This window comes from Achromobacter sp. PD1 (assembly GCF_048541815.1).
GTDB lineage: Bacteria > Pseudomonadota > Gammaproteobacteria > Burkholderiales > Burkholderiaceae_B > Achromobacter > Achromobacter bronchisepticus_A.
The window spans coordinates 6,757,088-6,781,220 of the sequence record NZ_CP183349.1 but is presented as its reverse complement, the minus strand read 5'-3'; the positions used below and the strand labels follow the sequence as shown (position 1 = coordinate 6,781,220).

At 66.2% G+C, this 24,133-nt stretch carries 23 protein-coding genes and 2 tRNA genes; 17 read left to right on the top strand and 8 right to left on the bottom strand.

Features of this window, described 5'->3' with window-relative positions; all coding sequences use genetic code 11:
• Nucleotides 1-50: 50 nt before the first annotated feature.
• From ACM1PE_RS32015 to ACM1PE_RS31990, 6 genes are all read left to right on the top strand, one after another.
• Entirely contained in the window at nucleotides 51-572 is a 522-nt protein-coding gene (locus tag ACM1PE_RS32015; protein WP_059377995.1) for a sigma-70 family RNA polymerase sigma factor, read from the top strand.
• 6 nt (nucleotides 573-578) lie between these two features.
• A complete protein-coding gene (locus tag ACM1PE_RS32010; RefSeq protein ID WP_419342140.1) occupies nucleotides 579-1,580 on the top strand; it encodes a FecR domain-containing protein in 1,002 nt (333 codons plus the stop codon).
• Between the two features lie 120 nt (nucleotides 1,581-1,700).
• The gene (locus tag ACM1PE_RS32005) at nucleotides 1,701-4,160 is read left to right on the top strand and encodes a TonB-dependent siderophore receptor (protein ID WP_419342139.1); all 2,460 of its coding nucleotides are present in this window, start codon (nucleotides 1,701-1,703) and stop codon (nucleotides 4,158-4,160) included.
• 278 nt (nucleotides 4,161-4,438) lie between these two features.
• The gene (locus ACM1PE_RS32000; RefSeq protein ID WP_419342138.1) at nucleotides 4,439-5,374 is read left to right on the top strand and encodes a 3-hydroxyacyl-CoA dehydrogenase family protein; all 936 of its coding nucleotides are present in this window, start codon (nucleotides 4,439-4,441) and stop codon (nucleotides 5,372-5,374) included.
• 179 nt (nucleotides 5,375-5,553) lie between these two features.
• Nucleotides 5,554-6,894 carry a short-chain fatty acid transporter gene (locus ACM1PE_RS31995; protein ID WP_118931682.1) on the top strand — a complete coding sequence of 447 codons (1,341 nt, stop codon included), beginning with the start codon at nucleotides 5,554-5,556 and terminating at the stop codon, nucleotides 6,892-6,894.
• A gap of 152 nt (nucleotides 6,895-7,046) precedes the next feature.
• Nucleotides 7,047-7,775, top strand: a complete 729-nt coding sequence (locus ACM1PE_RS31990) for an SDR family NAD(P)-dependent oxidoreductase (RefSeq protein ID WP_054459427.1) — start codon at nucleotides 7,047-7,049, stop codon at nucleotides 7,773-7,775.
• A 47-nt stretch (nucleotides 7,776-7,822) separates the two neighbouring features.
• Here the strand turns inward: ACM1PE_RS31990 and ACM1PE_RS31985 are convergent, their stop codons facing one another.
• On the bottom strand, nucleotides 7,823-8,605 hold the full coding sequence (locus tag ACM1PE_RS31985; protein WP_059378008.1) for an IclR family transcriptional regulator: 783 nt from the start codon (nucleotides 8,603-8,605) through the stop codon (nucleotides 7,823-7,825).
• 145 nt (nucleotides 8,606-8,750) lie between these two features.
• Between ACM1PE_RS31985 and ACM1PE_RS31980 the strand changes: the two genes are divergently transcribed.
• From ACM1PE_RS31980 to ACM1PE_RS31955, 6 genes are read left to right on the top strand one after another with little or no spacing between them, the layout of a single operon-like run.
• Nucleotides 8,751-9,440: a 3-oxoacid CoA-transferase subunit A gene (locus ACM1PE_RS31980; RefSeq protein WP_013396544.1), complete on the top strand. Its 690-nt coding sequence runs from the start codon at nucleotides 8,751-8,753 to the stop codon at nucleotides 9,438-9,440.
• Nucleotides 9,437-10,081: a 3-oxoacid CoA-transferase subunit B gene (locus tag ACM1PE_RS31975; protein ID WP_013396545.1), complete on the top strand. Its 645-nt coding sequence runs from the start codon at nucleotides 9,437-9,439 to the stop codon at nucleotides 10,079-10,081. The genes ACM1PE_RS31980 and ACM1PE_RS31975 overlap by 4 nt, the downstream gene beginning before the upstream one ends.
• A 57-nt stretch (nucleotides 10,082-10,138) precedes the next feature.
• Nucleotides 10,139-10,414, top strand: a complete 276-nt coding sequence (gene catC, locus ACM1PE_RS31970) for a muconolactone Delta-isomerase (RefSeq protein ID WP_042796227.1) — start codon at nucleotides 10,139-10,141, stop codon at nucleotides 10,412-10,414.
• A gap of 13 nt (nucleotides 10,415-10,427) precedes the next feature.
• Entirely contained in the window at nucleotides 10,428-10,724 is a 297-nt protein-coding gene (locus ACM1PE_RS31965) for a YciI family protein (RefSeq protein WP_059378009.1), read from the top strand.
• A 19-nt stretch (nucleotides 10,725-10,743) separates the two neighbouring features.
• Nucleotides 10,744-11,523, top strand: coding sequence for a 3-oxoadipate enol-lactonase (pcaD, locus tag ACM1PE_RS31960; RefSeq protein ID WP_419342137.1), 780 nt, complete (start codon nucleotides 10,744-10,746; stop codon nucleotides 11,521-11,523).
• Nucleotides 11,524-11,528: 5 nt separating this feature from the next.
• A complete protein-coding gene (locus tag ACM1PE_RS31955) occupies nucleotides 11,529-12,569 on the top strand; it encodes a cyclase family protein (protein WP_419342136.1) in 1,041 nt (346 codons plus the stop codon).
• A gap of 72 nt (nucleotides 12,570-12,641) precedes the next feature.
• Here ACM1PE_RS31955 and ACM1PE_RS31950 read toward each other — a convergent pair whose 3' ends face one another.
• The 5 genes from ACM1PE_RS31950 to hemA all read right to left on the bottom strand — a co-directional run bounded on the left by ACM1PE_RS31950 (nucleotide 12,642) and on the right by hemA (nucleotide 16,914).
• Nucleotides 12,642-13,205 carry a UbiX family flavin prenyltransferase gene (locus tag ACM1PE_RS31950; protein ID WP_054457626.1) on the bottom strand — a complete coding sequence of 188 codons (564 nt, stop codon included), beginning with the start codon at nucleotides 13,203-13,205 and terminating at the stop codon, nucleotides 12,642-12,644.
• Nucleotides 13,206-13,212: 7 nt separating this feature from the next.
• A complete protein-coding gene (gene grxD, locus ACM1PE_RS31945; protein WP_042797530.1) occupies nucleotides 13,213-13,539 on the bottom strand; it encodes a Grx4 family monothiol glutaredoxin in 327 nt (108 codons plus the stop codon).
• A gap of 94 nt (nucleotides 13,540-13,633) precedes the next feature.
• Complete coding sequence (prmC, locus tag ACM1PE_RS31940; protein WP_251878062.1) at nucleotides 13,634-14,458, bottom strand: peptide chain release factor N(5)-glutamine methyltransferase; 825 nt, start codon at nucleotides 14,456-14,458, stop codon at nucleotides 13,634-13,636.
• A gap of 8 nt (nucleotides 14,459-14,466) precedes the next feature.
• Nucleotides 14,467-15,549: a peptide chain release factor 1 gene (gene prfA / locus ACM1PE_RS31935; protein WP_419342135.1), complete on the bottom strand. Its 1,083-nt coding sequence runs from the start codon at nucleotides 15,547-15,549 to the stop codon at nucleotides 14,467-14,469.
• A 90-nt stretch (nucleotides 15,550-15,639) separates the two neighbouring features.
• Nucleotides 15,640-16,914 (bottom strand): glutamyl-tRNA reductase, encoded by a 1,275-nt coding sequence (gene hemA / locus ACM1PE_RS31930; protein WP_059378015.1) that lies wholly within the window; start codon nucleotides 16,912-16,914, stop codon nucleotides 15,640-15,642.
• A 301-nt stretch (nucleotides 16,915-17,215) separates the two neighbouring features.
• Here hemA and ACM1PE_RS31925 point away from each other — a divergent pair.
• Nucleotides 17,216-17,291 (top strand) — tRNA-Phe (locus ACM1PE_RS31925).
• 91 nt (nucleotides 17,292-17,382) lie between these two features.
• Here the strand turns inward: ACM1PE_RS31925 and ACM1PE_RS31920 are convergent.
• Both ACM1PE_RS31920 and ACM1PE_RS31915 read right to left on the bottom strand, forming a co-directional pair.
• A complete protein-coding gene (locus ACM1PE_RS31920) occupies nucleotides 17,383-18,066 on the bottom strand; it encodes a hypothetical protein (RefSeq protein WP_306634362.1) in 684 nt (227 codons plus the stop codon).
• On the bottom strand, nucleotides 18,056-18,601 hold the full coding sequence (locus tag ACM1PE_RS31915) for a MarR family transcriptional regulator (protein ID WP_118931677.1): 546 nt from the start codon (nucleotides 18,599-18,601) through the stop codon (nucleotides 18,056-18,058). The genes ACM1PE_RS31920 and ACM1PE_RS31915 overlap by 11 nt, the downstream gene beginning before the upstream one ends.
• 214 nt (nucleotides 18,602-18,815) lie before the next feature.
• Between ACM1PE_RS31915 and ACM1PE_RS31910 the strand changes: the two genes are divergently transcribed.
• The 4 genes from ACM1PE_RS31910 (at nucleotide 18,816) to ACM1PE_RS31895 (ending at nucleotide 24,090) form a co-directional block, all read left to right on the top strand.
• Complete coding sequence (locus ACM1PE_RS31910) at nucleotides 18,816-21,314, top strand: mechanosensitive ion channel family protein (RefSeq protein WP_419342134.1); 2,499 nt, start codon at nucleotides 18,816-18,818, stop codon at nucleotides 21,312-21,314.
• A 35-nt stretch (nucleotides 21,315-21,349) separates the two neighbouring features.
• Nucleotides 21,350-21,425 (top strand) — tRNA-Phe (locus tag ACM1PE_RS31905).
• Between the two features lie 116 nt (nucleotides 21,426-21,541).
• Nucleotides 21,542-23,281, top strand: coding sequence for an ABC transporter ATP-binding protein (locus ACM1PE_RS31900; RefSeq protein WP_419342133.1), 1,740 nt, complete (start codon nucleotides 21,542-21,544; stop codon nucleotides 23,279-23,281).
• 41 nt (nucleotides 23,282-23,322) lie between these two features.
• On the top strand, nucleotides 23,323-24,090 hold the full coding sequence (locus ACM1PE_RS31895) for a hypothetical protein (RefSeq protein ID WP_419342132.1): 768 nt from the start codon (nucleotides 23,323-23,325) through the stop codon (nucleotides 24,088-24,090).
• Nucleotides 24,091-24,133 lie beyond the last annotated feature (43 nt).

Sequence of the window (24,133 nt, the reverse complement as noted above, 5' to 3'; positions counted from 1 at the left end):
ATCTTTTACCCGCGCCATTTTTGCCGCCTTCGCGCGTTGCAGGGGCCCGCATGTCGACCAACCAATCCGCAGCGCAGCAGGGCATCGAAAGCCTGTATGCCGATCATCACAGCTGGCTGAGAAGCTGGCTGCGTCGAAGGCTGGGCAATGCGTTCGACGCGGCGGATCTGGCGCACGACACCTATCTGCGCATCCTGCACACTGGCCGGCTGCCCGAACCGCACCAGTCGCGCCAGCATCTGGCGCAGGTCGCCCGCGGCCTGGTGATCGACCTCTACCGCCGCCGCCAGATCGAGGCCGCCTATCTCGAAGCCCTCGCCGGTCTGCCGCAGGCGCATGCGCCGTCGGAAGAAGCCCGCGCCATGGCGGTACAAGCCCTGGTCGAGATCGATGCCGTGCTGCAGAGCCTGCCAGCCAAGGCGCGCGAGGCGCTGCTGCTGCGCAAACTGGACGGTTTGAGCTACCGCGACATCGCGTCGCGGCTGGCCGTGTCGGTGTCGTCGGTGGAGAAATACGTGGCTTCCGCGCTGCTGGCCTGCTACCAGGCCCTGCACGCGACCCCTGGCGGCTGACCGGGCATGTCCGCCACGCCCGGCATTCCGTCAAATCCCCAGGGCTTGAATCGGGCCATCGACCCCGCCATCGTGCAGCGGGCAGCCGAATGGATGGCGCGCTTGTGGTCGGAAGACGTCAACCCCACCGACCAGTCCGACTGCGCCCGCTGGCGCGCGCAACATGCCGACCATGAACTGGCCTGGCAACGGCTGCTGGAATTCGAGGACAAGCTCGGCAGCGTATCGCCGCAGGCCGCCAGCCACGCTCTGCGCAAACGCCCGGCTGGCGTCTCGCGGCGCCGCGCGATCAGCCTGCTGGGGCTGGGCGCAACCATCGTGGGCGTGGGCTACGTCCTGCGCGGCACCGACTCCTGGCAAACCGCAACGGCCGACTACCGCAGCGGCACTGGCGAAATCCGGACCGTCACCCTGCCGGATGGGTCCAACGTGACGCTGTCCACCGCGACCGCCATCGACCTCAGGTTCACCGCGGACGAACGCGTGGTGGTGCTGCACGCCGGAGAAATCCTGGTAGCAACCGCGCCAGATCTGGCAGCCATGGCCCGGCCGTTCCGGGTGCGCAGCCGCCACGGCTCCATCCAGGCCCTGGGCACCCGATTCTCGGTCAGGGACGATACCGAAACCTCCCGCGTGGCCGTGTTCGAAGGCGCCGTGGAAATCCGTCCCCTCGGCGCACCGGAACAGGCAGTCCTGCTTCAAGCCGGCCAGGGTTCGCGCTTTTCGTCAGGCGGGGCCGCGGCACCTAGTCCTGCGCAGGAAAGCGCGGCGGCCTGGAGCCGCGGGGTATTGGTGGCCGATGCCATGCGCCTGGACGAATTCCTGGCAGAACTGGCCCGCTACCGGCCAGGCCTGCTGCGCTGCGATCCCGACGTTGCGGGCCTGCTGGTGAGCGGCGTCTTTCCCGTACGCAACACGGACCGGGCGCTGGACAACCTCACGCGGGCCCTGCCGGTGGCGGTGAGCTACCGGACGCGCTACTGGGTGACAGTGCAGGCAGCGCAATGACGGCCAACCGGCTGTCGCCGTTACAAACTTTTCGAGGCGGCAATTGCGGATTCGGCGTTCTTGCTCGGGATATAGGGTGACCCCCTTTCATCTCCAGCACGAACCGCAAGGCATCACCCAATGTCCCGTCACCCGCAGCCCAGGTCCCATTCCGACGCGCCAGCCACGCCAGCGCTCCGCCCCGCGATTCCCCGCCTGATGCGCCTGGCGCTGTTTCTCAGCGTGGCGTTCTGCGTCATCCCTGGCGCGACCGCCACCGCGCAGGCGCAGAGCGTCGAGACCAGGCGCAGCTACGACATCGCCGGCGGCCCGCTGAGCCAGGTGCTCAATGCCTACGCCAGCGCGGCCGGCGTAGAACTGAGTATGGACGCCGCGCTGCTGCATGGAAAGCGCAGCAACGGCCTGTCAGGCAGCTATTCGGTGCGCGAAGGCTTCGGTGAATTGCTGCGCGGCCAAGGCCTGCAAGCCCTGCCGGAAAGCAACGGCAGCTACACGCTGCGCCCGGCGCCGGCGTCGCACCACGACGCCACCACGCTCGAAGCCGTGACCGTCACCGCGCAGGCCGCGGAGACCGCCACCGGCCCCCTGCATGGCTACGCGGCCCGGCTCAGCGCGACCGGCACCCGCACCGACACGCCCATCATCGAAACGCCGCAATCGATCTCGGTCGTGGGCGCGGAGGAAATCGACACCCTGAAATCGCAGAGCATTCAAGATGCGCTGGGCTACGTGGCGGGCGTCAGCCGCGCTGAAGGCATGGACCGCACGTCTGACAGCCTGTTCCTGCGGGGCTTCCGCAGCAACCTGGGCAACTACTACCGCGACGGCATGCTGTACACCGTGAACATCTACAACGGGCGGCAGGAGGTGTATGGGCTGGAGCGCATCGAGTTCCTCAAGGGCGCATCCTCCGTCCTCTACGGCTCCGCGTCGCCCGGCGGCATCATCAATACGGTCAGCAAACGCCCCACCGTGGAGCCGCTGCGCGAACTGAACGTTGAAGCGGGCAACTACAGCCGCAAGCAGATCTCCGGCGATTTCGGCGGCGCGCTCGATGAAGATGGCAAGTGGTCGTACCGATTGACCGCCTTGCTGCGCGAGAGCGATACGTTCATCGACCATGTGCCTGACGATCGGACCTACATCGCGCCTGCCATCACGTGGCAGCCCAGCGCCGCCACCTCGCTGACCCTGCTTGCGGAATACCAGAAGGACCACACCGTCTACGTTTATGGCCTGCCGGCGCAAGGCACGGTGCTCCCCAACGTCAACGGCCGGATCCCACGCAATCGTTTTACCGGCGAGCCCGGTTTCGACAAGTTCAACATGGAACGCTATTCGATCGGCTATCTGTTCGAACACGCCTTCAACAGCCAGCTTAAGCTGCGCAACAGTGCGCGCTATTTCCATGCGGACAGCACCTATCACTCCACCGACATCTGGCAGCTCGCGCCCGACCAGCGCTGGACCGCCGATCGCGGCGCCATGCCACGCTGGGATCGCTCCTCCGCCCTGATCTCCGATACGTCCCTGCAGTACGAGGTGGGCAGCGGCATGGTGCGCCACACGCTGTTGGCGGGCATCGATTACTCGCTGCCCAAACACGAAACCGAACGCTATATCCGCAGCAACAACAACATCGACCTCTACGATCCTGTGTATGGCATGCCGCTAGGCCCCGTCGCGCCGTTCCCCGGGTCTTCCTCCGTCACCGACATGAAGCGCCTGGGCATCTACCTTCAGGACCAGATCAAGATCGCCGACAAATGGGTCGTCCTGCTGGGCGGACGACAGGATTGGGTCACGGTCGACGAGCGCAACTTCTTCACCGACGAAAAATATGCGGACGGCGAAAAGAGCAAGGCCTTCACCGGCCGCGCCGGCCTGGTCTACCTGGCCGACAACGGGCTGGCGCCGTTCCTCAGCTATAGCGAGTCATTCGAGCCTACCAGCGGCCAGGACCGCCAGGGCAGCCGCTTCCAGCCCACCACCGGCCAGCAGTACGAGGCCGGTCTGCGCTACCAGCCCGCCGGCTCGGACACCATGCTGTCGGCGGCGGTCTACCAACTGACCCGCAAGAACATGACCGTGACCGACCCCTTGGACACGTCCTATCAGATACAGGCCGGCGAGGCGCGGACCCGCGGCCTGGAACTGGAGGCGCGCACCCGCATCGGCCGCAATGCCAACCTGATCGCCGCCTACGCCTACACCGACGCGCGCACGCTCAAGGCCAGCCCCCTGCAACCCGACGAGGAAGGCAAGCGCCTGAGCTCGGTCCCCTACAACCAGTTCTCGCTATGGGGCGACTATGGTTTCGGCGACTTCGGCCTGCCTGGCTTGAGAATCGGCGCTGGCCTGCGCTATGTGGGCAGCACCCGCGGCATGGCGCACGGCATGCCGGTGGAGGTGCCATCCTTCACCTTGTTCGACGCCATGATCAGCTACGCGACGGGGCCATGGAAGTTCGCGCTGAACGCGTCCAACCTGACCGACAAGACCTATATCGGCAGTTGCACCTACGGCTGCTTCTACGGCGAACCGCGCCGGGTGATCGGCACCGCCACCTACCGCTGGTGAAGTCAGGCCGGCCCGCGCTCGCGCCAGAGCGCGGGCCGGCGTCCCCTGCCTGCGAACCGTCCACCAGTCGGACACCAAAAATTCCCCATTTGTCCGCCCCCCGCGACTTTTAGTACTATCTCTTTCAGAAATTCTATATACGCACAAATGTTCGTATATAGAACAAAACGATTTTTCTGGCCAGGCGCACAGGAAGGCACTCCGGAAGAGACAGAAAGCACCCTGGTTCCGCCCGTGCCCGCCCGCAAGCCCGGCGTGTCAGCACCGAGCGAACCATCATGGATACTCCCCTCAAGAATCTCGCCATCGTCGGCGCAGGCGCCATGGGCAGCGGCATCGCCGCGCTGTTCGCCTCGAAGGGCTTGAACGTCGTCCTGATCGACCCGATGGAAGGCGCGCTGGACCGCGCGCTGCAGACCATAGACCGCCAACTGAATGTGTACGCCCCGGGCAACGTCCAGGAAGCGATGCAGCGCATTCAAGTCGCGCCCGGGCTGGAAGCAGCCTGCAACAGCGACCTGGTGATCGAGGCCGTGCCAGAAAAGCTGGAACTCAAGCGCGGCATCTTTGCCAAGCTCGATTCCCTGTGCCCCGCGCACACCCTCTTCGCCACCAACACTTCCGGCCTGTCCATCAACGCCATCGCCAGCGCGGTGGTGCGCCGCGACCGTTTCGTCGGCACCCATTTCTTCACGCCCGCGGACGTGATTCCGCTGGTGGAAGTGGTGCGCAACGACGGTACGTCTGAAGACACCGTCGCCCGGGTGATGGCCACGCTGCGCTACGCGGGCAAGCGTCCGGTGCTGGTGCGCCAGGACATCCCCGGCTTCATCGCCAACCGCATCCAGCACGCCCTGGCCCGCGAAGCCATCTCGCTGCTGGAGAAAGGCGTGGCCAGCGCCGAGGACATCGACGAAGTGGTCAAGTGGAGCCTGGGCATCCGCCTGGCCCTGTCAGGACCGCTGGAACAACGCGACATGAACGGCATCGACGTGCACTACGCGATCGCCAGCTATCTCTACAAAGACCTCGAAAACCGTACCGAACCCTCCGAACTCCTGAAGAGCAAGGTCGAAAGCGGCCAGATCGGCGCCAAGAGCGGCCAGGGCTTCTATACCTGGAGCCCCGAACGCCGCGAGCGCGTGCTACGCGAGAAAAGCGCCGCGCTGGGCGAACTGGCTGAGTGGCTCAACGGCAAGGCCAGCGGCTCCTGACGGCCGAGCAAGCAAAGCATTCACACCATAAGGCGCGGGGCATCCCGCCACCAGCGCCAGCGGGCCACAAGCCCAACCACACAAAGAAAGCAATCGTCCCACCCGCCCCCGCCGACACCCGGCGCCGGGCGGCGCAAGACGCAAGAAAACCAGCCTGACCGGAGTTTGTAGGAAGCATCATGAATAAACTGGCTTCATTCTTTACGGAGCTGATGCGCAAGTATCTGCCCGACCCCTTCGTCTTCGCGATCGCGCTGACCCTGCTTACCGTGCTGCTGGCCATGGGCGTCGAGGGCAAGGGCATCGGCGACATCACGCGCGCCTGGGGCAACGGCTTCTGGAGCCTGCTGGCCTTCACGACCCAGATGGCCGTGATCCTGGCGATGGGCTACGTGCTGGCTACCGCGCCGCTCACCGACCGCATGCTCAACCGCATCGTCAGCCACGTGCACAAGCCGCACACCGCCATCATCGTGGCAACGCTGGTCGGCGGCATCGGCAGCTACCTGAACTGGGGCTTCGGCCTGGTCATCGGCGGCATCGTCGCCAAGAAGCTGGCCTTGAAGGTCAAGGGCGTGCACTACCCCCTGATCATCGCCGCGGCCTACAGCGGCTTCACCATGTACGGCCTGGGCCTGTCGGCCAGCATCCCCGTGCTGGTCGCCACCCCCAACCACCCCACCGCCAAGCAGATGGGCACCATCCCGCTGTCGGAGACCATTTTCTCGGTGCCGATGCTGATCACCAGCCTGGTGATCATCGTGACGCTGCCGCTGCTCAACGCCTGGCTGCACCCCAAGAAGGGCGAGAAGATCGTTGAAGTGGACCCGGCCATCGACCGCGACGCCAATACGTCCAACGCCGCCGAAGACATGCTGGAAAAAGGCACCATCGCCTCCAAGCTGAACAACAGCCGCATCCTGAGCCTGCTGATCGGCGCGCTGGGCATCGCCTACGTGACCTTCCACTTCATGGACGGCGGCTCGCTGGACCTGAACCTGATCAACTTCATCATCCTGTTCCTGGGCATCATCCTGCTGGGCACGCCGGCCGCCTACGTGGCCAAGCTGACCGAAGGCATCAAGACGATCTCCGGCATCATCCTGCAATACCCCTTCTATGCCGGCATCATGGCCATCATGGCCGCCTCTGGCCTGGTCACCACGATCTCGCAAGTGTTCGTCGACGTGGCCACGCCCGAGTCGCTGCCGTTCTGGGGCCTGATCAGCTCGTTCGTCATCAACTTCTTCGCGCCGTCGGCCGGCGGCCACTGGGTCATCCAGGGTCCGTTCATGATCGACGCCGCCAAGGAAATCGGCAGCGCGCTCAACCAGACCACCATGGCCGTCATGCTGGGCAATGCCTGGAACGACCTGGTGCAGCCCTTCTGGATCCTGCCGGCGCTGGCGCTGTCCAAGCTCAAGCTGCGCGACGTGATGGGCTATACCGTCATCATGATGCTGTGGGTCGGCGTGATCCACATCACCGCCGTCCTCCTGTGGGGTTATCTGACGCATTAAGCCCCCCCGTACGCGCTTGCGCGCGCCCCCCAGGGGGCGACACCTGCAGACCGGCAAAGCCGGATCTGGTGGTGTCCTCGCCAGGGGAGGGACGGACGAATAAGTACCGCCGGCGTTTTGGCAAGCGTTGGAATTTGGAATAGGGAACCGATATGAGCAAACCTACTGCGTATCTCGTGACCGGCGGCAGCGCCGGTATCGGGGCGGCGATCATCCGCATGCTGCTGGATGCGGGACACAAGGTCGTCAACATCGACTACAAGCTGCCCGAGAATCCGCCCGCGGGACTGGTGTCGTATCAGGCCGACCTGACCGACGAAGCGCGCACCAAGGAAGTCGCCCGCGAGGTGACCGCGGCCTACAACATCGTGGGCCTGGTCAACAACGCTGGCGCCACCCGCCCCGGCACGGCCGACACGGCCACGCTGGCGGATCTGGACTACGTGGTCAACCTGCATCTGCGCACCGCGCTGATCCTGGTGCAGGCGGCGCTGCCCGCCATGCGCGAAGCCGGCTTCGGCCGCATCGTGAACATGTCGTCGCGGGCCGCGCTGGGCAAGCCTGACCGCGTGGTCTATTCGGCCACCAAGGCCGGCCTGGTGGGCCTGACCCGCACGCTGGCCATGGAGCTGGGCGGCGACGGCATCACCGTCAACGCCATCGGTCCCGGCCCCATCGCCACCGACCTGTTCACCAAGAGCAACCCGGCAGGCGCGCCGCAGACCGAACGCATCATCAACAGCATCGTGGTCAAGCGCCTGGGCACGCCCGAAGACGTGGCGCGCGCCGCGATGTTCTTCCTGTCGCCGGACAACGGCTTCGTCACCGGCCAGATGCTGTACGTCTGCGGCGGCACGACGCTGGGCGTCGCGCCCATCTGAGGCCCGCCATGCGCCTGTCCGCCGCCCTCCTCCATCCCCTGCGCCGCCTAGCGGCGCAGCAGGGCGTGGTTGATCTGGTCAGCCGCGCGGCGCAAGGGCGGCAGGAACGCCGCCAGCATTTCCTCACGCGTAAAGCGGTTGGCATGGCCGCTGACGTTCATCGCGGCGATCACGCGGCCGCTGCGGTCCATGATGGGCACGGCCACCGACTGCAGCCCCGGCTCCAGCTCCTGCGCGACGCAGGCGTAGCCGTCGGCGCGCACGCCAGCCAGCACCCGCTTCAACTCCGCGATGTCGGTGATGGTGTGCGGGGTGTAGGACTGGATCTGGCTCAGCGCCAGCACCCGGTCCAGCTCCGGCTCCGTCAGGCCCGCCAGCAGCACGCGGCCCATCGACGTCACCCAGGCCGGCAGGCGGCTGCCCACGGCCAGGTTGATGGTCATGACCTTGTGCGTGGACAGGCGCAGGATGTAGACGATGTCCGCGCCTTCCAGTACCGACACGGAACACGACTCCCGCGTCTGCTCGGCCACTTCTTCCATGTACGGCAACGCCAGGTTCCACAGCGGCGTTCCGGACAGGTAGGCGTAGCCCAGCTCCAGGATGCGCGGGGTCAGCGAAAACTTGCGGTCGTCGACGGTGACATAGCCCAGGTGCTCCAGCGTCAGCAGGATGCGGCGCGCGCCGGCGCGGGTCAGCCCGGTCACCGCCGCAACCTCGGACAAGGTCATCTGCGAACGGTCGGGGCCGAAGGCCCGGATCACGGACAAGCCGCGCGCGAAGGACTGCACGTAGCTGTCGCTGGGTTGCTGGGTATCTTGCTCGGCCATCCGTCTACCGCAAAAAGAGTAAATGGGGATGACGCCGCGCCGGCTCGCCTTGACGCTCGGCTCGTCCCCATGAAACGATGTTCTTCAGAAGAACGAAAGTTCTAATTAAGAACAAATTATGACACGCCACCTATGAGCAAACATCATGATTTCTAAGCTTGTTGCAAGCGCGGCGGCCGCCCTGGCGGACGTACCCGACGGCGCCACCGTCATGATCGGCGGCTTCGGCACCGCCGGCCAGCCCATGGAACTGATCGACGCCCTGCTGGAGCAGGGCGCGAAGGACCTGGTCATCATCAACAACAACGCCGGCAACGGCACCACCGGCCTGGCCGCCCTGCTGGGCGCGAACCGCGTGCGCAAGATCATCTGCTCGTTCCCGCGCCAGGTGGATTCGCAGATCTTCGACGGCCTGTACCGCAGCGGCAAGATCGAGCTGGAACTGGTGCCGCAGGGCAACCTGGCCGAGCGCATCCGCGCCGCCGGCGCCGGCATCGGCGCATTCTTCACGCCCACCGGCTACGGCACGCCGCTGGCCGACGGCAAGGAAATCCGCGAGATCAACGGCCGCCAGTATGTGCTGGAGTATCCGCTGCACGCCGACTACGCGCTCATCAAGGCCGAACGCGGCGACCGCTGGGGCAACCTGGTCTACCGCAAGACCGCCCGCAACTTCGGCCCCATCATGGCCAGCGCGGCGCGCGTGGCCGTGGCGCAGGTGCGCGAGGTGGTTGAACTGGGCGAGCTGGACCCGGAAACCGTCGTGACCCCCGGCATCTTCGTGAAACGCGTCGTGCAGATCGCAGCCACCCCGGCCGCCAAGGAGCAGCAATGAGCACCAAACTGACCCGCGACCAGATCGCCGCCCGCGTGGCGCAGGACATTCCTGAAGGCGCCTACGTGAACCTGGGCATCGGCCTGCCCACGCTCGTCGCCAACCATCTGCCGGCGGACCGCGAAGTCATCCTGCACACCGAAAACGGCATGCTGGGCATGGGCCCCGCCCCCGCCAAGGGCGAGGAAGACTACGACCTGATCAACGCCGGCAAGCAGCCCGTGACCGAACTTCCGGGCTGCTCGTTCTTCCATCACGCCGACTCGTTCGCGATGATGCGCGGCGGCCACCTGGACATCTGCGTGCTGGGCGCCTTCCAGGTGTCGCAGCACGGCGACCTGGCCAACTGGCATACGGGTGCGCCCGACGCGATTCCCGCCGTGGGCGGCGCGATGGACCTGGCGATCGGCGCCAAGGACGTCTTCGTGATGATGGAACTGCAAACCCGCGAAGGCCAGAGCAAGCTGGTCGAGGCCTGCACCTATCCGCTGACCGGCGTGCGCTGCGTGTCGCGCGTGTACACCGACGTGGCGGTATTCGACATCCGCGCCGACGGCGTGACCGTCATCGACATGTTCGGCGACACCACCGCCGACGAGCTGCTGCGCCTGACCGGCCTGCCGCTGAAGTTTTCCCGCTGAGTTTTCATGATCCCGCGCTCCGGCTCCGCCGGAGCGGCATTCCTGGAGAGAGTCATCATGTTGTTCATGGTTCAAATGCAAGTCAATCTTCCCGTCGACATGCCCGCCGAGCGCGCCGACAAACTGAAGGCCGACGAAAAGGCCCTGGCGCAGCAGCTGCAACGCGACGGCAAATGGAAGAACCTGTGGCGCGTGGCTGGCCGCTACGCCAACGTCAGCATCTTCGACGTCGAAAGCAACGACGAACTGCACACGCTGCTGTCCTCGCTGCCGCTGTTCCCGTACATGGACATCAACGTCACGGCGCTGGCGCGCCACCCCTCGGCAATCTGACCAGGAGCGGCTGATGCCCTACATCATCGAAACCTTCGACAAGCCCGGCCACCAGGAAGTGCGCCAGCAGCATCGCGCCGCGCACCTGGAATACCTGGACGCCAACAAGCAGCTGCTGCTGGCCTGCGGCGCCAAGCTGCAGGACGACGGCAAGGACGCCGGCGGCGGCCTGTACATCGTGGCCCTGGAAACGCGCGAAGCCGCGCAGCAGTTCATCGACGCCGACCCGTTCTCCCAGGCCGACCTGTTCGAGCGCGTGACCATCACGCGCTGGCGCAAGGCCTACGTCGACGGCGTCTGCCATCTGTAATCGCAAGGAATAAACCCACATGTCTTACGCCGATCTCAGCCAGGCACGGCTGTACTACGTCATCGATGGCCCCGCCGACGCGCCGGTGCTCGTGCTCTCCAACTCGCTGGGCACCTGCTCCGACATGTGGGCCCGCCAGATTCCCGAACTCAGCAAGCACTTCCGCGTGCTGCGCTACGACACCCGCGGCCACGGCAAGTCGTCGATCCCCGAAGGCGAATACAGCTTCGAACAACTGGGCAACGACGTCGCCGAGCTGCTGGCGCACCTGAACATCAAGCGCGCGCACTTCTGCGGCCTGTCGATGGGCGGCCCCACCGGCCTGTGGCTGGCGCTGGCGCGCCCCGAACTGCTGGACAAGCTGATCCTGTGCAACACCGCCGCGCGCATCGGCTCGGCCGAAGGCTGGAGCGCCCGCATCGCCGCGATCGCCGAGCAGACCCTGGAAAAGATGGCGCCCACGCTGGTCGAACGCTGGCTCACCGACAGCTACCGCGCGGCCGAGCCGGGCCTGACCCAGGTGCTGATCGACATGCTGCGCCGCACGCCGGACGCCGGCTACTCGGGCAACTGCGCCGCGCTGCGTGACGCCGACTTCCGCGAGCAGGTGGCCTCGATCAAGGCGCCCACGCTGGTCATCAGCAGCACGCACGACCTGGCCGCCACCCCGGCCCAGGGCCGCGAACTGGCCGCAGCCATTCCCGGCGCGCGTTACTTCGAAATGAACACCTCCCATATCTCGAACTGGGAACAACCGGAAGTCTTCACCCGCACGGTCGTCGACTTCCTGAAGGGGTAAGCGGCATGCAGCGCTGGAAAAACCGGCCCGAAGGCTCCAACTGGGGCGACTTCGGACCCGACGACCAACTCGGCCGCCTGAACCTCATCACCGAAGAACAGGTCTTGAAGGGCGCACGCGAGATCCGCGCCGGCAAGACCTTCTGCCTGTCGCTGCCGCTGGACCTGCCCGGCGGCAACGTGCTCAACCCGCGGCGCCATCCGCCGCAGTTGAGCCCCACGCGCCTGGCGGACACGCCGTACTTGAACTTCCCGCTGCGCAACGTCAACCCGGACGCGGTGGACGTGCTGAGCGATGACCAGGTGCTGCTGTCGATGCAGTATTCGACGCAATGGGACGCGCTGGCCCACGTGGGCGCCCTGTTCGACGCCGACGGCGACGGCAAGCCTGAACTGCGCTACTACAACGGCTACCAGGCTGGCGTGGACGTCATCGGTCCGGCCGATGGCGACCATACCGGCTGCGGCTGCAACAGCGGCGGCCCGTCGGCGGCGCTGAAGCTGGGCGTGGAAAACCTGGCGCAGAAGGGCATGCAGGGCCGCGGCGTGCTGGTGGACCTGTTGCGCCACTACGGCCCCGGCCGCACGCTGATCGGCCACGCCGAACTGATGCATGTACTGGCGACGGACGGCATCAGCGTCGAAGCCGGCGACATGCTGGTGCTGCGCACCGGCTACGCGGAAGCGGTGGTCGCCATGAACGGCAAGCCCGACGCCGAAACGCTGCACGCCTACGGCGCCGCGCTGGACGGCACCGACCAGGCGCTGCTGCAATGGATCACGGACAGCGGCATCGCCGCCATCTGCGCCGACAACTACGCCGTGGAAGCCTACCCCGCGCGCGAGCAGACCGGCCCGCGCGCCATGCTGCCGCTGCATCACCATTGCCTGTTCAAGCTGGGATTGCCGCTGGCGGAACTCTGGTACCTGAAGGACCTGGCGGACTGGCTGCACGCCAACGGCCGCCACCACTTCATGCTGACCGCTCCGCCTCTGCGCCTGCCGCATGCCATTGGATCGCCGGTCACGCCGATCGCAACGGTGTAGTCGTCCGCGACCAAGCGCCATCACGCAAATGAAAAGAGCTCCAGACTGGAGCTCTTTTTCATGCAGCAACCGCTACTTCATGCCTTCCCAATGCGGTCCGGGCACGATGATATCGAACAGTTCCAGCACCCGCGCCACGGTGTGGTCCACCATCTCTTCGATGGAGGCGGGCCGGTGATAGAACGCGGGCAGCGGCGGAAATACGATGCCGCCCATTTCGGTGACGGCCGTCATGTTGCGCAGATGCGCCAGATTGAACGGCGTCTCGCGCACCATCATCACCAGGCGCCGGCGTTCCTTGAGGGTGACGTCGGCGGCGCGAGTAATCAGGTTATCCGACAGGCCATGGGCCACCGCCGCCAGCGTGCGCATGGAGCACGGCACGATCACCATGCCGGCCGTCTGGAACGCGCCGCTGGCCAGCGTGGCGCCCACGTCGCGCACGCTGTGCACGTGGTCGGCCAGGGCATAGACATCGTGGCGGCTGACGTCCAGCTCGTGCTTGATGTTCAGCACGCCCGAGGCCGACACCACCAGATGCGTTTCGACATCGTCCACGCCGCGCAATGCCTGCAGCATGCGCACGGCGTACAGGGAGCCCGTGGCGCCCGTGATGCCGATGACCAATCGCCGCATGGGCTGATCAGGCCGTTGCGCCGGACTGGTCCAGCAGCGTCTTCAGTTCGCCGGACTCGTTCATCTCGTTCATGATGTCCGAGCCGCCGATGAATTCGCCGGCCACGTACAGCTGCGGAATCGTGGGCCAGTTGGAGAATTCCTTGATGCCCTGGCGGACTTCGTCGTCCTCCAGCACATTGACGGTGACCAGCTTCTTCACGCCACAGCCCTTCAGGATCTGAATGGCCTTGCCGGAAAAGCCGCATTGCGGGAACTGGGCGGTGCCCTTCATGAACAGCACGACGGGGTGCTGGGTCACGGTTTCGCGGATGAATTCTTGAACGTCGCTCATGGTGGTCTCTTGGACAGGCATAACGGAATACGCCAATTATAGGTACAGCAGGAAAATCCGCCCGGATACCCCGGGCGTCCCGCCGGGAATGCGGTCAGGCGGACTGGCGCCCCCCGGAAATACGCTCGATGCCGGCCAGGTCCTGGCGGCTGTGCACGTCCTGGAATCCGGCCGCGGCCAGCAGGTCCCGCACGGCCTGCGCCTGGTCCCAACCGTGCTCCAGCCACAGGGAGCCGCCCCGTTTCAGGTGGCGGCCGGCGCCCTGGACGATGCGGGCCAGGTCTTCCAGCCCGCCCGCGCCATCGGTCAGCGCGCCGCGCGGCTCGAAACGCACGTCGCCCTGGTCCAGGTGCGGGTCGTCGCAGGCCACGTAGGGCGGATTGGACACGATCAGGTCGAAGCCCTCCCCGGCCGGCACGGCCTCGTACCAACTGCCTTCGACCAGGCGCACGGAGGCGGCCAGGTCCCAGGCGTTGCCGGCGGCGACCGCCAGCGCGGCCGCGCTGACGTCGGACGCCATCACCCGGGCGTCGCGGCGCGCCAGCGCAATCGAAATGGCGATCGCGCCGCTGCCGGTGCCCAGATCCAGCACCGCGGGCGCGGCCAGGCCGGCCAGGCATTCCAGCGCGGTCTCCACCAGCACCTCGGTGTCCGGGCGCGGAATCAGCACGTCCGGGGTCACGCGGAAGCGGTGGCCCATGAATTCGCGGTGGCCCAGCAGATAGGCCATGGGTTCCCCGGCCAGGCGCCGCTGGGCCAGGGCCTCGTAGGCCGCGGCCGTTTCGGGCAGCAAGGGATCGGTATCGTGCGCCAGCAGCCAGGCGCGCGGCTTGGCCAGCACGTGCTCCAGCAGCATGCGCACCTCCAGGCGGGGCAGGCGGGTGTCGAGCAGCAGGCTTTTCAGCTGGGGCGGCGTCATGGCCGGTCTCAGATGTCGTCGCCCAGGGCCGCCAGCTGCTCGGCCTGGTGTTCGGAGATCAAGGCGCCGGTCAGCTCTTCCAGGTCGCCTTCCATGATCTGCTGCAGCTTGTACAGCGTCAGGTTGATGCGGTGGTCGGTCACGCGGCCTTGCGGGAAGTTGTAGGTGCGGATGCGCTCGGAGCGGTCGCCCGAACCGATCAGGCTCTTGCGTTCGGCGGCCTCCTTGCTCTGCCGTTCGCGGGTTTCCTTGTCCTTCAGGCGAGCGGCCAGCACCTGCATGGCCTTGTCCTTGTTGCGGTGCTGCGAGCGGTCGTCCTGGCATTCCACCACCAGCCCGGTCGGCAGGTGGGTGATGCGCACGGCCGAATCGGTCTTGTTGATGTGCTGGCCGCCCGCGCCGCTGGCGCGGAAGGTGTCGATGCGCAAATCGCTGGGGTTGATGACGATTTCGGACATCTCGTCCGCTTCGGCCATGATGGCCACCGTGCAGGCCGAGGTATGGATGCGGCCCTGCGCCTCGGTGGCTGGCACGCGCTGCACGCGGTGCGCGCCGGACTCGAACTTCAGGCGGCCATAGGCGCCGTCGCCGTCGATGCGCGCGATCACTTCCTTGTAGCCGCCGAGCTCGGATGCGCTTTCAGACATCAGCTCCACGCGCCAGCCGCGTTGCTCCGCGTAGCGGGTATACATGCGCAGCAGGTCGCCCGAGAACAGCGCGCTTTCGTCGCCGCCCGTGCCGGCGCGGATTTCCAGGAACACGCTGCGTCCGTCGTTGGGGTCGCGCGGCAGCAGCAACAACTGCAGCGCGGCTTCCAGTTCCTCGAGCTTGACGCGGCCGGACTTGATCTCGTCCTCGGCCATGGATTTCAGGTCCGGGTCGGACAGCATTTCTTGCGCCGCGGCCAGATCATCCTCGGTGCGGGCAAAGGCGGTGAACGCCTCGACCACGGGCTCCAGTTCCGCGCGTTCACGCGAGAGCTTGCGGAAACGGTCCATGTCGGACGCGGTTTCCGGTTCGGCGAGCAATGCGTCGACCTCGATGAGGCGGTGGCACAGGTGCTCCAGCCGGCTGCGCATGGAAGATTTCATGGGGAATGACCAAAAAGAAAAGCGGGAAAGCGGATAGCGGGCGCCCAAAAGACGAACGCCCGCCAGGAGGCGGGACGTGGGGCAGAGTCGCTAACGGCGGGAGTCGCGGCCGGGGAACAGGCGCGGCATCCAGGCAAGCAGCTGCTTGCGGTCCTCGCCTTCGCTGCGGTTCAGGGCCGCCAGCGGGCCGTGCAGGTACTTCTGCGTCAGGCCGTGGGCCAGTTGTTCCAACACGGCTTCCGGCGATTCGCCCCGCGCCAGCAGGCGGCGGGCGCGTTCCAGCTCGGCGCTGCGCACGTCTTCGGCGGCCTGGTGCAGGTCGCGGATGACGGGCACCACTTCGCGGGACTGCATCCAGTGCATGAAGCCCTGGACGCGGGTTTCGATGATGGCTTCGGCCTGCACCACGGCCGCGCGGCGCGCGTCGGTGCCGGTCTGCACCAGGCGGCCCAGGTCGTCCACCGAATACAGGTAGACGTCGTCCAGGCGGCCGACCTCGGGTTCGATGTCGCGCGGCACGGCCAGGTCGATCATGACCATGGGGCGGTGGCGGCGCAGGCGCGTGGCCCGCTCCACCATCCCCAAACCGAGGATGGGCAGGGAGCTGGCCGTACAGGAAACGATGACGTCGAACTCGGACAGGCGGTCCGTCAGGTCCGACAGCTTCATCGTGCTGGCCGCAAAGCGGTTGGCCAGGACCTCGGCGCGTTCGGCCGTGCGGTTGGCCACCACCATGCTGCGCGGGCGCTGCGCGGCGAAGTGCGTGGCGCACAATTCGATCATTTCGCCCGCGCCGATGAACAGCGTGCGGGCCTGGTCCAGGTTGCCGAACACGCGCTCGGCCAGGCGCACCGCGGCGGCGGCCATGGATACCGACTGCGCGCCGATGGCGGTTTGCGACCGTACTTCCTTGGCCACCGAGAAGGTGCGCTGGAACATCTGGTGCAGCAAGGTGCCCAGCGACCCGGCTTCGCCGGCCGCGCGCACGGCATCCTTCATCTGGCCCACGATCTGGGTTTCGCCCAGCACCATGGAGTCCAGGCCGCTGGCCACGCGGAAGGCGTGGCGCACGGCGTCGTCCTGATGATGGCGGTAGAGATGCGGGCGCAGCGTGCCGGCGTCCAGGCGGTTGTAGTCAGCCAGCCAAGCCGGCAGCTGATCGGCCACGTGGCCGTCGGCGGCGCAATAGATTTCGGTGCGGTTACAGGTGGACAGGATGGCCGCTTCGCGGACCGAGCCGCCGAACGCCGAACGCAGGCCTTCCAGCGCGGGCTTCACCAGATCGACGGGCATGGAAACGCGTTCGCGGACCGAAACCGGCGCGGACGTGTGATTCAGACCGAAGGCAAGGACAGCTACCGACATGTGGGAAGGATGGCCGGGCCATCCGCGCGTAAGCGTTAAGTACTGCCACTAAGAACGAGGCGCCGCACCGGGGATATACAAACCTGGATGCAGCGTCAGACCGCTAATCATTATACCCCTGCGGGTAATCCCCAGGCCATTTCACCCCCGGGCCGCGACCCTGGGTCGCACCTTTCGTGCCGTCCGCCCAACAATTCGGCCCTTGATTCAGGCGACGCCCCGGCAGGGCGGCGAAATATCCAGGGATTTTCTCCCCGACTGGCGCAAGCCTCAAAAATTGTGTATAGTTGCGGACTTCGTTGGCCTGGTAGCTCAGTCGGTAGAGCAGAGGATTGAAAATCCTTGTGTCGGTGGTTCGATTCCGCCCCAGGCCACCAAAAGATTCAAGCAACGAGCCCCGCACAAGCGGGGCTTTTTGCTTTGGTCTGTTGGCTTCTGCCACTTTTGGCGCCCTGATGCCGGCTCATTTCATTGGCTGAGACTGATCAAGCGCTCCATGATGAGGCCGGCGCGCTCTGGCTCGGCAATAAGACCTGGCAGCACGTTCGCGAAGTCAGGATTCTTGACTAATCGGGCGAATGCATCGCCTACGGCTTTGCGCAATTCGACTGGGGCGACGGCCAGTTCTGCGCCCAGTTCCCCACGCCCATCGATGATGTTCAGCACATCTTCCAGGTCATGGCTGTTTATGAAATCGCCGCCCCCTCGGCTGGCGAAAGCTTCAAGTTTGGTGGCGACAAAGGCCACAGCGCTCATTAGCTTGATCGTGACACCATTTCCCAGATCAATGGTGCCCGCAGTCTCGGCCGCGTAGGGATACCAGCGATTGGAAAAGCCCAGGACCTCCGGCTGAATTGGCATAAGGTCAAAGATCACGCCAGATTTCTTGTGTACCCACCGACAAATAACATCGCTGCTCACATCGCGCGCAAATCCGCGCGCCGCCACGGCTTCTTCGAAGCGATGGAACCTGGCTCGATTACCCTCCAGCACGGCATCCACGTCGCGCGTAGCGCGTACGGGGTCGGCCAATGGGTCAGTGATTAGCAAGCCCGCCACGGCGCCCCCGACAAACACGACTTGCCCCCGCAGTTCGCCCAGTGCCTCGGCGATGCTGCGCAAGTAAGGCAGGTTAGGGTCGTCAGCCCGCATCGGCAGCTCCTGCGTCGACGCGCATCAGTTCAGTCTCCATCAGTTTGGCGGCAAGCGCACGCTCGCGGGCGCGCCCGGTGCGCAAGGCATCCAACAGCGCGAGCAGGCGGTGCAGCGCCGGGTCCGATAGAGCAGCCTGCGGTGCTGTGCGGTAGAGCGGCGAAAGCGTGGGCCCTTTTGATGAGCCCGTGGGGTGTGCCCAGACAGGCGCCTCTCCTGGAGCTGCCATCAATTGGCTGGCCAAAGGGTCGCTGCCGAAGGCTGTCGGCACGCCACGCTTGACCGGCCCCAGTGTGGCCGGCCAGACGTAGCGCGCGCCGTGCACGACAAACTCTAGAAGATTGGCACGTACAGGTGACCATTGACCGCGTGCCGGCGCCACCGCCAGGCCCGATGCCACGGAGCGCTTCACGCTCGCATGGGCCTCCGAAGCGCTCATAGACAGCGCTGCCCCCAGCGCGGCGTAGGTCCAGCGCTGCGGCGGATGGGCGGCCACCTTTAGCAATACCAGCAGGTCTTGAGGTTTTAGTTCCATCTCAGGGTGATATTCGCTATTCGCGAATTACGAATATCGCTGACGAGACGTTTTTTTGCAAGTGCCCTACCCTCTATCCGCGGCCAAAAAAAGCCCAGCCCTTACCGGCTGGGCTTTTTGCTTTCCGGACGCCCCTTTCCCTCAAGCGCGCTTCCGCGATATCGTAAGACGCCATTTTTCGTAGCCCGCCGCATCCATCCACCGGAGCCGCGACATGCGCGCCCAAGCAACGGCAAGAGCAAAAGCGCTTTTCGGTCTGATTGCACTGCTGGCCAGCCTGCTCGGCCCCGCCTACGCCCAGGGCACCGCGACGGAGCCGGCCCGTCCCGTCCCGGCTTCCACGCAGGCCCACGCGATCCTGGTGGCAGAGATCCCGCTGCGCGCGGATACCGATCATCGCTATGCCGAAAGCGTCATGGAGCGCATCTCGGGGGCCGACCCCACCGACTCGCTGGCGCCGCGCCTGGAATCGATTTCCCGGTCCGTGGACGAAAAGCTCCAGCAGTTCCTGCCGGCTCAATTGCGCACCCTGCCCATCATGCGGCTGGAAAGCCTGGAGCGGCACTGGATGTTCGATGCGAGGCGTTTCGCCGACTGGCAGGCGGACATGCGCCAGGCGACCGCCGCCTACGCCAGCGATGCCGCCGAGCTGGCGCGCCGCCGCGAAGCATGGCAAGTGCTCAAGGGCGCGCCCGGCGCCGCCGATCTGCCGCCTGCCCTGACCGCGCGGATGGATTCGGTCATCGCGCAACTGGCCCGGGCCGAACAAGCCTTGTCGGTGCCGCTGGGCCGCCAGATCGCGCTGGGCCAGCGCGCCAACTCCGTCGAAGAACGCATCCAGGCCGGACAGCGCTCGGTAGCCGACGCCATCAGCTACATCGACGCCCGCCTGCTCGAACTGGACGGACCGCCGCTGTGGGCCGCCACCTTCACGCCCACCGCCCGCAGCGACGCAAGGGCCTATCTGCGCAGCGGCCTGGACATGGAAATGCGCTTCGCCCGCCAATACGCGGCGGCCGATACCGGCAACCAACTTGCCCTGCACGTGCTGCAAGTGGTGCTGCTGCCCCTGCTGCTGTGGCTGGCCTGGCACAGCCGCCACGCCATCCGGGCCGGCGAAATGAGCGAGACAGCCGCGCGGGTGCTTGGGCGCCCGCTGTCAGCCTGGCTGCTGCTAGCCATGATGGGCGTGCAACTGCTGGAGTCGGACGCGCCACTGATCGTGCTGCAGATCGCCCTGCTGCTGGCGGTCGTCCCCGTGCTGCGCCTGCTGCCGCCAACCGCGCGCGAGCAACTCGACCTGTGGCCCTACGCCATCACCGGGCTGTATCTGGCGGAGCGGCTGGGCATCTTCTTCCTGGCCAGCGAAACGCTGTACCGGCTGCACAACCTCGTCATCACCCTGCTGGCCCTGGCCACGGCGCTGTGGCTGCATGCCCGGGCCAAGCGCCGCGGCAGCGCGGCCCAGGCGCCCGGCCGGCTGCACCAGGCCGTGCGCATCGGCGCCTGGGCCGCGGTGGCGCTGCTGGCCATTGCCGGCATCGCCAACCTCGTCGGCAACCTGTCGATGGCCGAGATGCTCACCAGCGCCGTCATCAGCAGCGGCTATTTCGGCCTGATGCTCTACGCCGGGGTCACCATCATCGTCACCCTGCTGCAACTGATGCTGGCGCGGCCCGGGGTGTCGCGCTTTCGCATCGCGCGCGAGCATGCTCCGCCTCTGGTGCAATTGCTGATCCGCCTGGTGATGGCCAGCGCGGTCGCGGGCTGGGCCATCTACACGATGGACCGCTTCCGCATCCTGCGCGCCACCTACGCCTTCGCCACGAAGGTGCTTTCGTACACGCTGGCGCTCGGCGACATCACCATCAGCCTGGGCAACATCCTGGTGTTCGCGATCTCGGTGCTGATCGCGTTCTGGGCCGCGCGCGCGATCCGCCTGGTACTGCACGACGAAGTGCTGGCCCGCATGCCGCTGCCGCGCGGCGTGGGCAACAGCATCGCCTCGCTGACCTACTACTCGGTGCTGCTGCTGGGCCTGGCGGTGGCGCTGTCGGCCGCCGGCGTCAGGACCAGCCAATTGGCCCTGGTGCTCGGCGCCCTGGGCGTGGGCATCGGCTTCGGCCTGCAGAACGTGGTCAACAACTTCGTGTCGGGCCTCATCCTGATGTTCGAGCGCCCGATCCAGCCCGGCGACGTGGTGGAAATCGGCGAAACCTCCGGCCAGGTGCGCGAGATCGGGATGCGCGCCACCCGCATCCGGACCTTCGAGGGCGCCGACGTGGTGGTCCCGAACGGCACCCTGCTGTCGGAGAAGCTGACCAACTGGACCATGCTGGACCGCAACCGCCGCAGCGAAATCAACCTTGGCCTGGCCTACGGCACGGACCCCGCGCAGGCCATCGAACTGCTGGGCTCGGTGGCACGCGGCACGCTGGGCGTCTCCACCCAGCCGGCGCCCATCGCGCTCTTCATGGGCTTTGGCGCAAGCTCCCTGGATTTCAGCGTCCGCGCCTGGACGCCGGACTTCGACCAATGGATGTCCATCCGCAGCGACATGCTGTCGCGGATGTACGAGGCGCTGACGCAGGCCGGCATCGAGATCCCCTATCCGCAGACCGATCTGCACCTGCGCAGCATTTCCCCGGAAGCCGGCGCCGTCCTAGCGCAAGCCCGCCGCGCGGCGCCGGATGGCGGGCCGCCGCCCACATGACGCGGATATTGTGTATAGTGGCGGACTTTCGCGTTGGCCTGGTAGCTCAGTCGGTAGAGCAGAGGATTGAAAATCCTTGTGTCGGTGGTTCGATTCCGCCCCAGGCCACCAATGAATTCAAGCACTTGGCCCCGCCTTTGGCGGGGCTTTTTGCTTTGGGGCGCGGCGGCGCATGTCGGATAGCATAGTCATGCCGTGCCATCCCTGACTTCCCCCCCCCCTACGCGATGAAGCCTGACTCCACCTCCCCCTCTTCCTCCATCGGCATGGGCCGCGCGGCGCTCGTGCTGTATCGCGCGCTCTGGCACTACGCCGAAGGCGCCCGGCGGCAGCTGATGGGCGCCATCGCGCTGCTGTCCGGCGCGCAACTGGTCAAGCTGACCCTGCCCTGGCTGGCTTCGCACGCCATCAATGCCTTGCAGCAGAACGACATGCCCACCGCCGGCCTGTGGATCCTGTTCCTGGTCGGCAGCTACATGATGTCCTGGGTGTTCCACGGGCCGGGACGCGTCCTGGAAGGCAATGTGGGCGTGCATGTCCGCGAACGGCAGGCCGACGATCTCTATGCCCGCATCGCCGCCGCCCCGCTGACCTGGCGCGACGGCCGCCACTCCGGCGATCTGCAACACCGCGTGCTGCAATCCAGCCGCGCCTTGTCGACGTTCGCCCGCAGCATGTACGGCTACCTGCACAGCGCCTTGAATTTCATCGGCCCGCTGGTGGCGCTGACCTTGCTGTCCCACGTCAGCGGCATCATCGCCGTAAGCGGCTACCTGATCATCGCCCTGGTCACCTTGCGCTTCGACCTCGCGCTGATGCGGCTGGCCCGCGACGAAAACGACCAGGAACGCCGCTACGTCGCGGCACTGCTCGATTTCGTCAGCAATGCCGGCACCGTGATCGGCCTGCGGCTGCAAGCCGCCTCGCGCAAGGTCCTGGGCCGCCGCCTGCAGGCGGTCATGAAGCCCTTGCGCCGCGCCCTGTGGGTCAACGAAGTGAAATGGTGCGTGGTGGACCTGGCGGGCATGTGCCTTACCTGGATCCTCGTCGTGGAGTACGTGCTGCGGCACCGCGAACCCGGGCAGGCGCTATTGCTGGGCACTATCTTCATGATCTATCAATACGCCCAGCAGGCCGCGTCCGTGGTCAGCGCCATCGCTTCCAACTTCCAGAGCTTTGCGCGCATGCACACCGACTACAGCAGCGCCGAACCCATCTGGCAGGCCCCGGGCAACCCCAATGCCGCCGTCCCCGCGGTCCAAGCCGACGCGCAATGGCAGACCCTGGAGTTGCGCGGTGCGACCTGGCGCTATTCGGATGAAGGCCGCGGCGGCCTGCATGGCGTCGACCTGGTGCTGCGGCGCGGTTCGCGCGTCGCGCTGATCGGCGCCAGCGGCGGCGGCAAGAGCACCCTGCTGCGCACCCTTGCCGGACTCTATCCGCCGCAGCAGGGCGAGCTGCTGCTCGACGGCAAGCCGGTGGACTGGGCCGAACTGCGCACGTTGGCCACGCTGATTCCGCAGGAAGCCGAAGTCTTCGAAGCCAGCGTGCAGGAAAATCTCACCTTCGGCGAACCTGCCGAAGCGGCCGCGCTGCAAGCCGCCGTGCACACCGGCGTGTTCGACGAAGTGCTGCAACGCATGCCCGAGGGCCTGGCCAGTCCGATGAATGAACGGGGCAGCAACCTGTCCGGCGGGCAACGCCAACGCCTGGCCCTGTCGCGCGGGGCGCTGGCCGCGCACGGCAGTTCCCTGCTGCTGCTGGACGAGCCCACCAGCGCGCTCGACCCGCAAGCCGAAGGCCGGGTGTTCGACCGCATGTACGCCGCGTTCCCCACGGCTTGCATCGTGGCCTCGGTGCACCGGCCCAGCCTGCTCAACCGCTTCGACACCATCGTGGTGATGGACGCGGGGCGCGTGGTCGATGCGGGACCGCGCGACGAAGTGCTGGCCCGGCATCATCCTTGATGGGCGACAACGGCCGCCTGGGACCAATACACTCACCATCCATGACACAGCCGCCCACCCTCCATACCGCGCAGCGCCCTCCCCGCCGAAAGCGGACCAGCCTGCTCGTCTACGTCTGCCTGATCATCAGCCTGGTGTTTGTCTACCTGGGCACGGAAATGATCCGAGACGGCGCCGAGGCGGGCATTCCCGTCACGCTGTTCTTCGGCATCTGCGCGGCGACCGGTGTTCTACAGATATGGCCGCAACTGCTGCAGCGCGACTCGCGCTCGGCCGCAACGATGCTGGTGCGGTATCCAGGCCCCCTGGAGCTCAAGGCAGCAAAAGGCAAGCTGCTGGTGTTCTCCCTGCTGTCGGCGGGCTTCGGCGGCGTGATCCTGTGGATGCTGCTGCACGAATCGCTGCCGCCGCTGAAGCAATTGATCCTGTGGCCAGGCGCCGCGTTCTTTCTGTTTGGCGCAGTCATGCTGCTGCTGCGCGCCGCCAAGAACGGCACCAGCCTGCGCCTGGGCCGCGATGGCTTCGAAACACAACAGGTATGGAACGGCAGGACGATACGCTGGCAAGACACCAGCGAGTTCAGCGTGATCAACGTCAGCCGCGCGGTGTCCAAGCTCATTGTTTTCGACGACGCGGCGGTCGAGCGGGCGGGCACGACGGGGCTCAACCGGCATTTCGTCGGCCGCAATTCCAGCCTGGGTGAAACTTACGGGCTGACCCACGAAGCGTTGGCCGAACTGCTCAATGCGTGGCGCAAGCGCGCGCTGGAGCAGGATGCGATTTTTACGCGGTGGCCTGATAACCAATGACCGGCGCATCGTGTCGGATGTACGCCCACCTGTGCCGCAACAT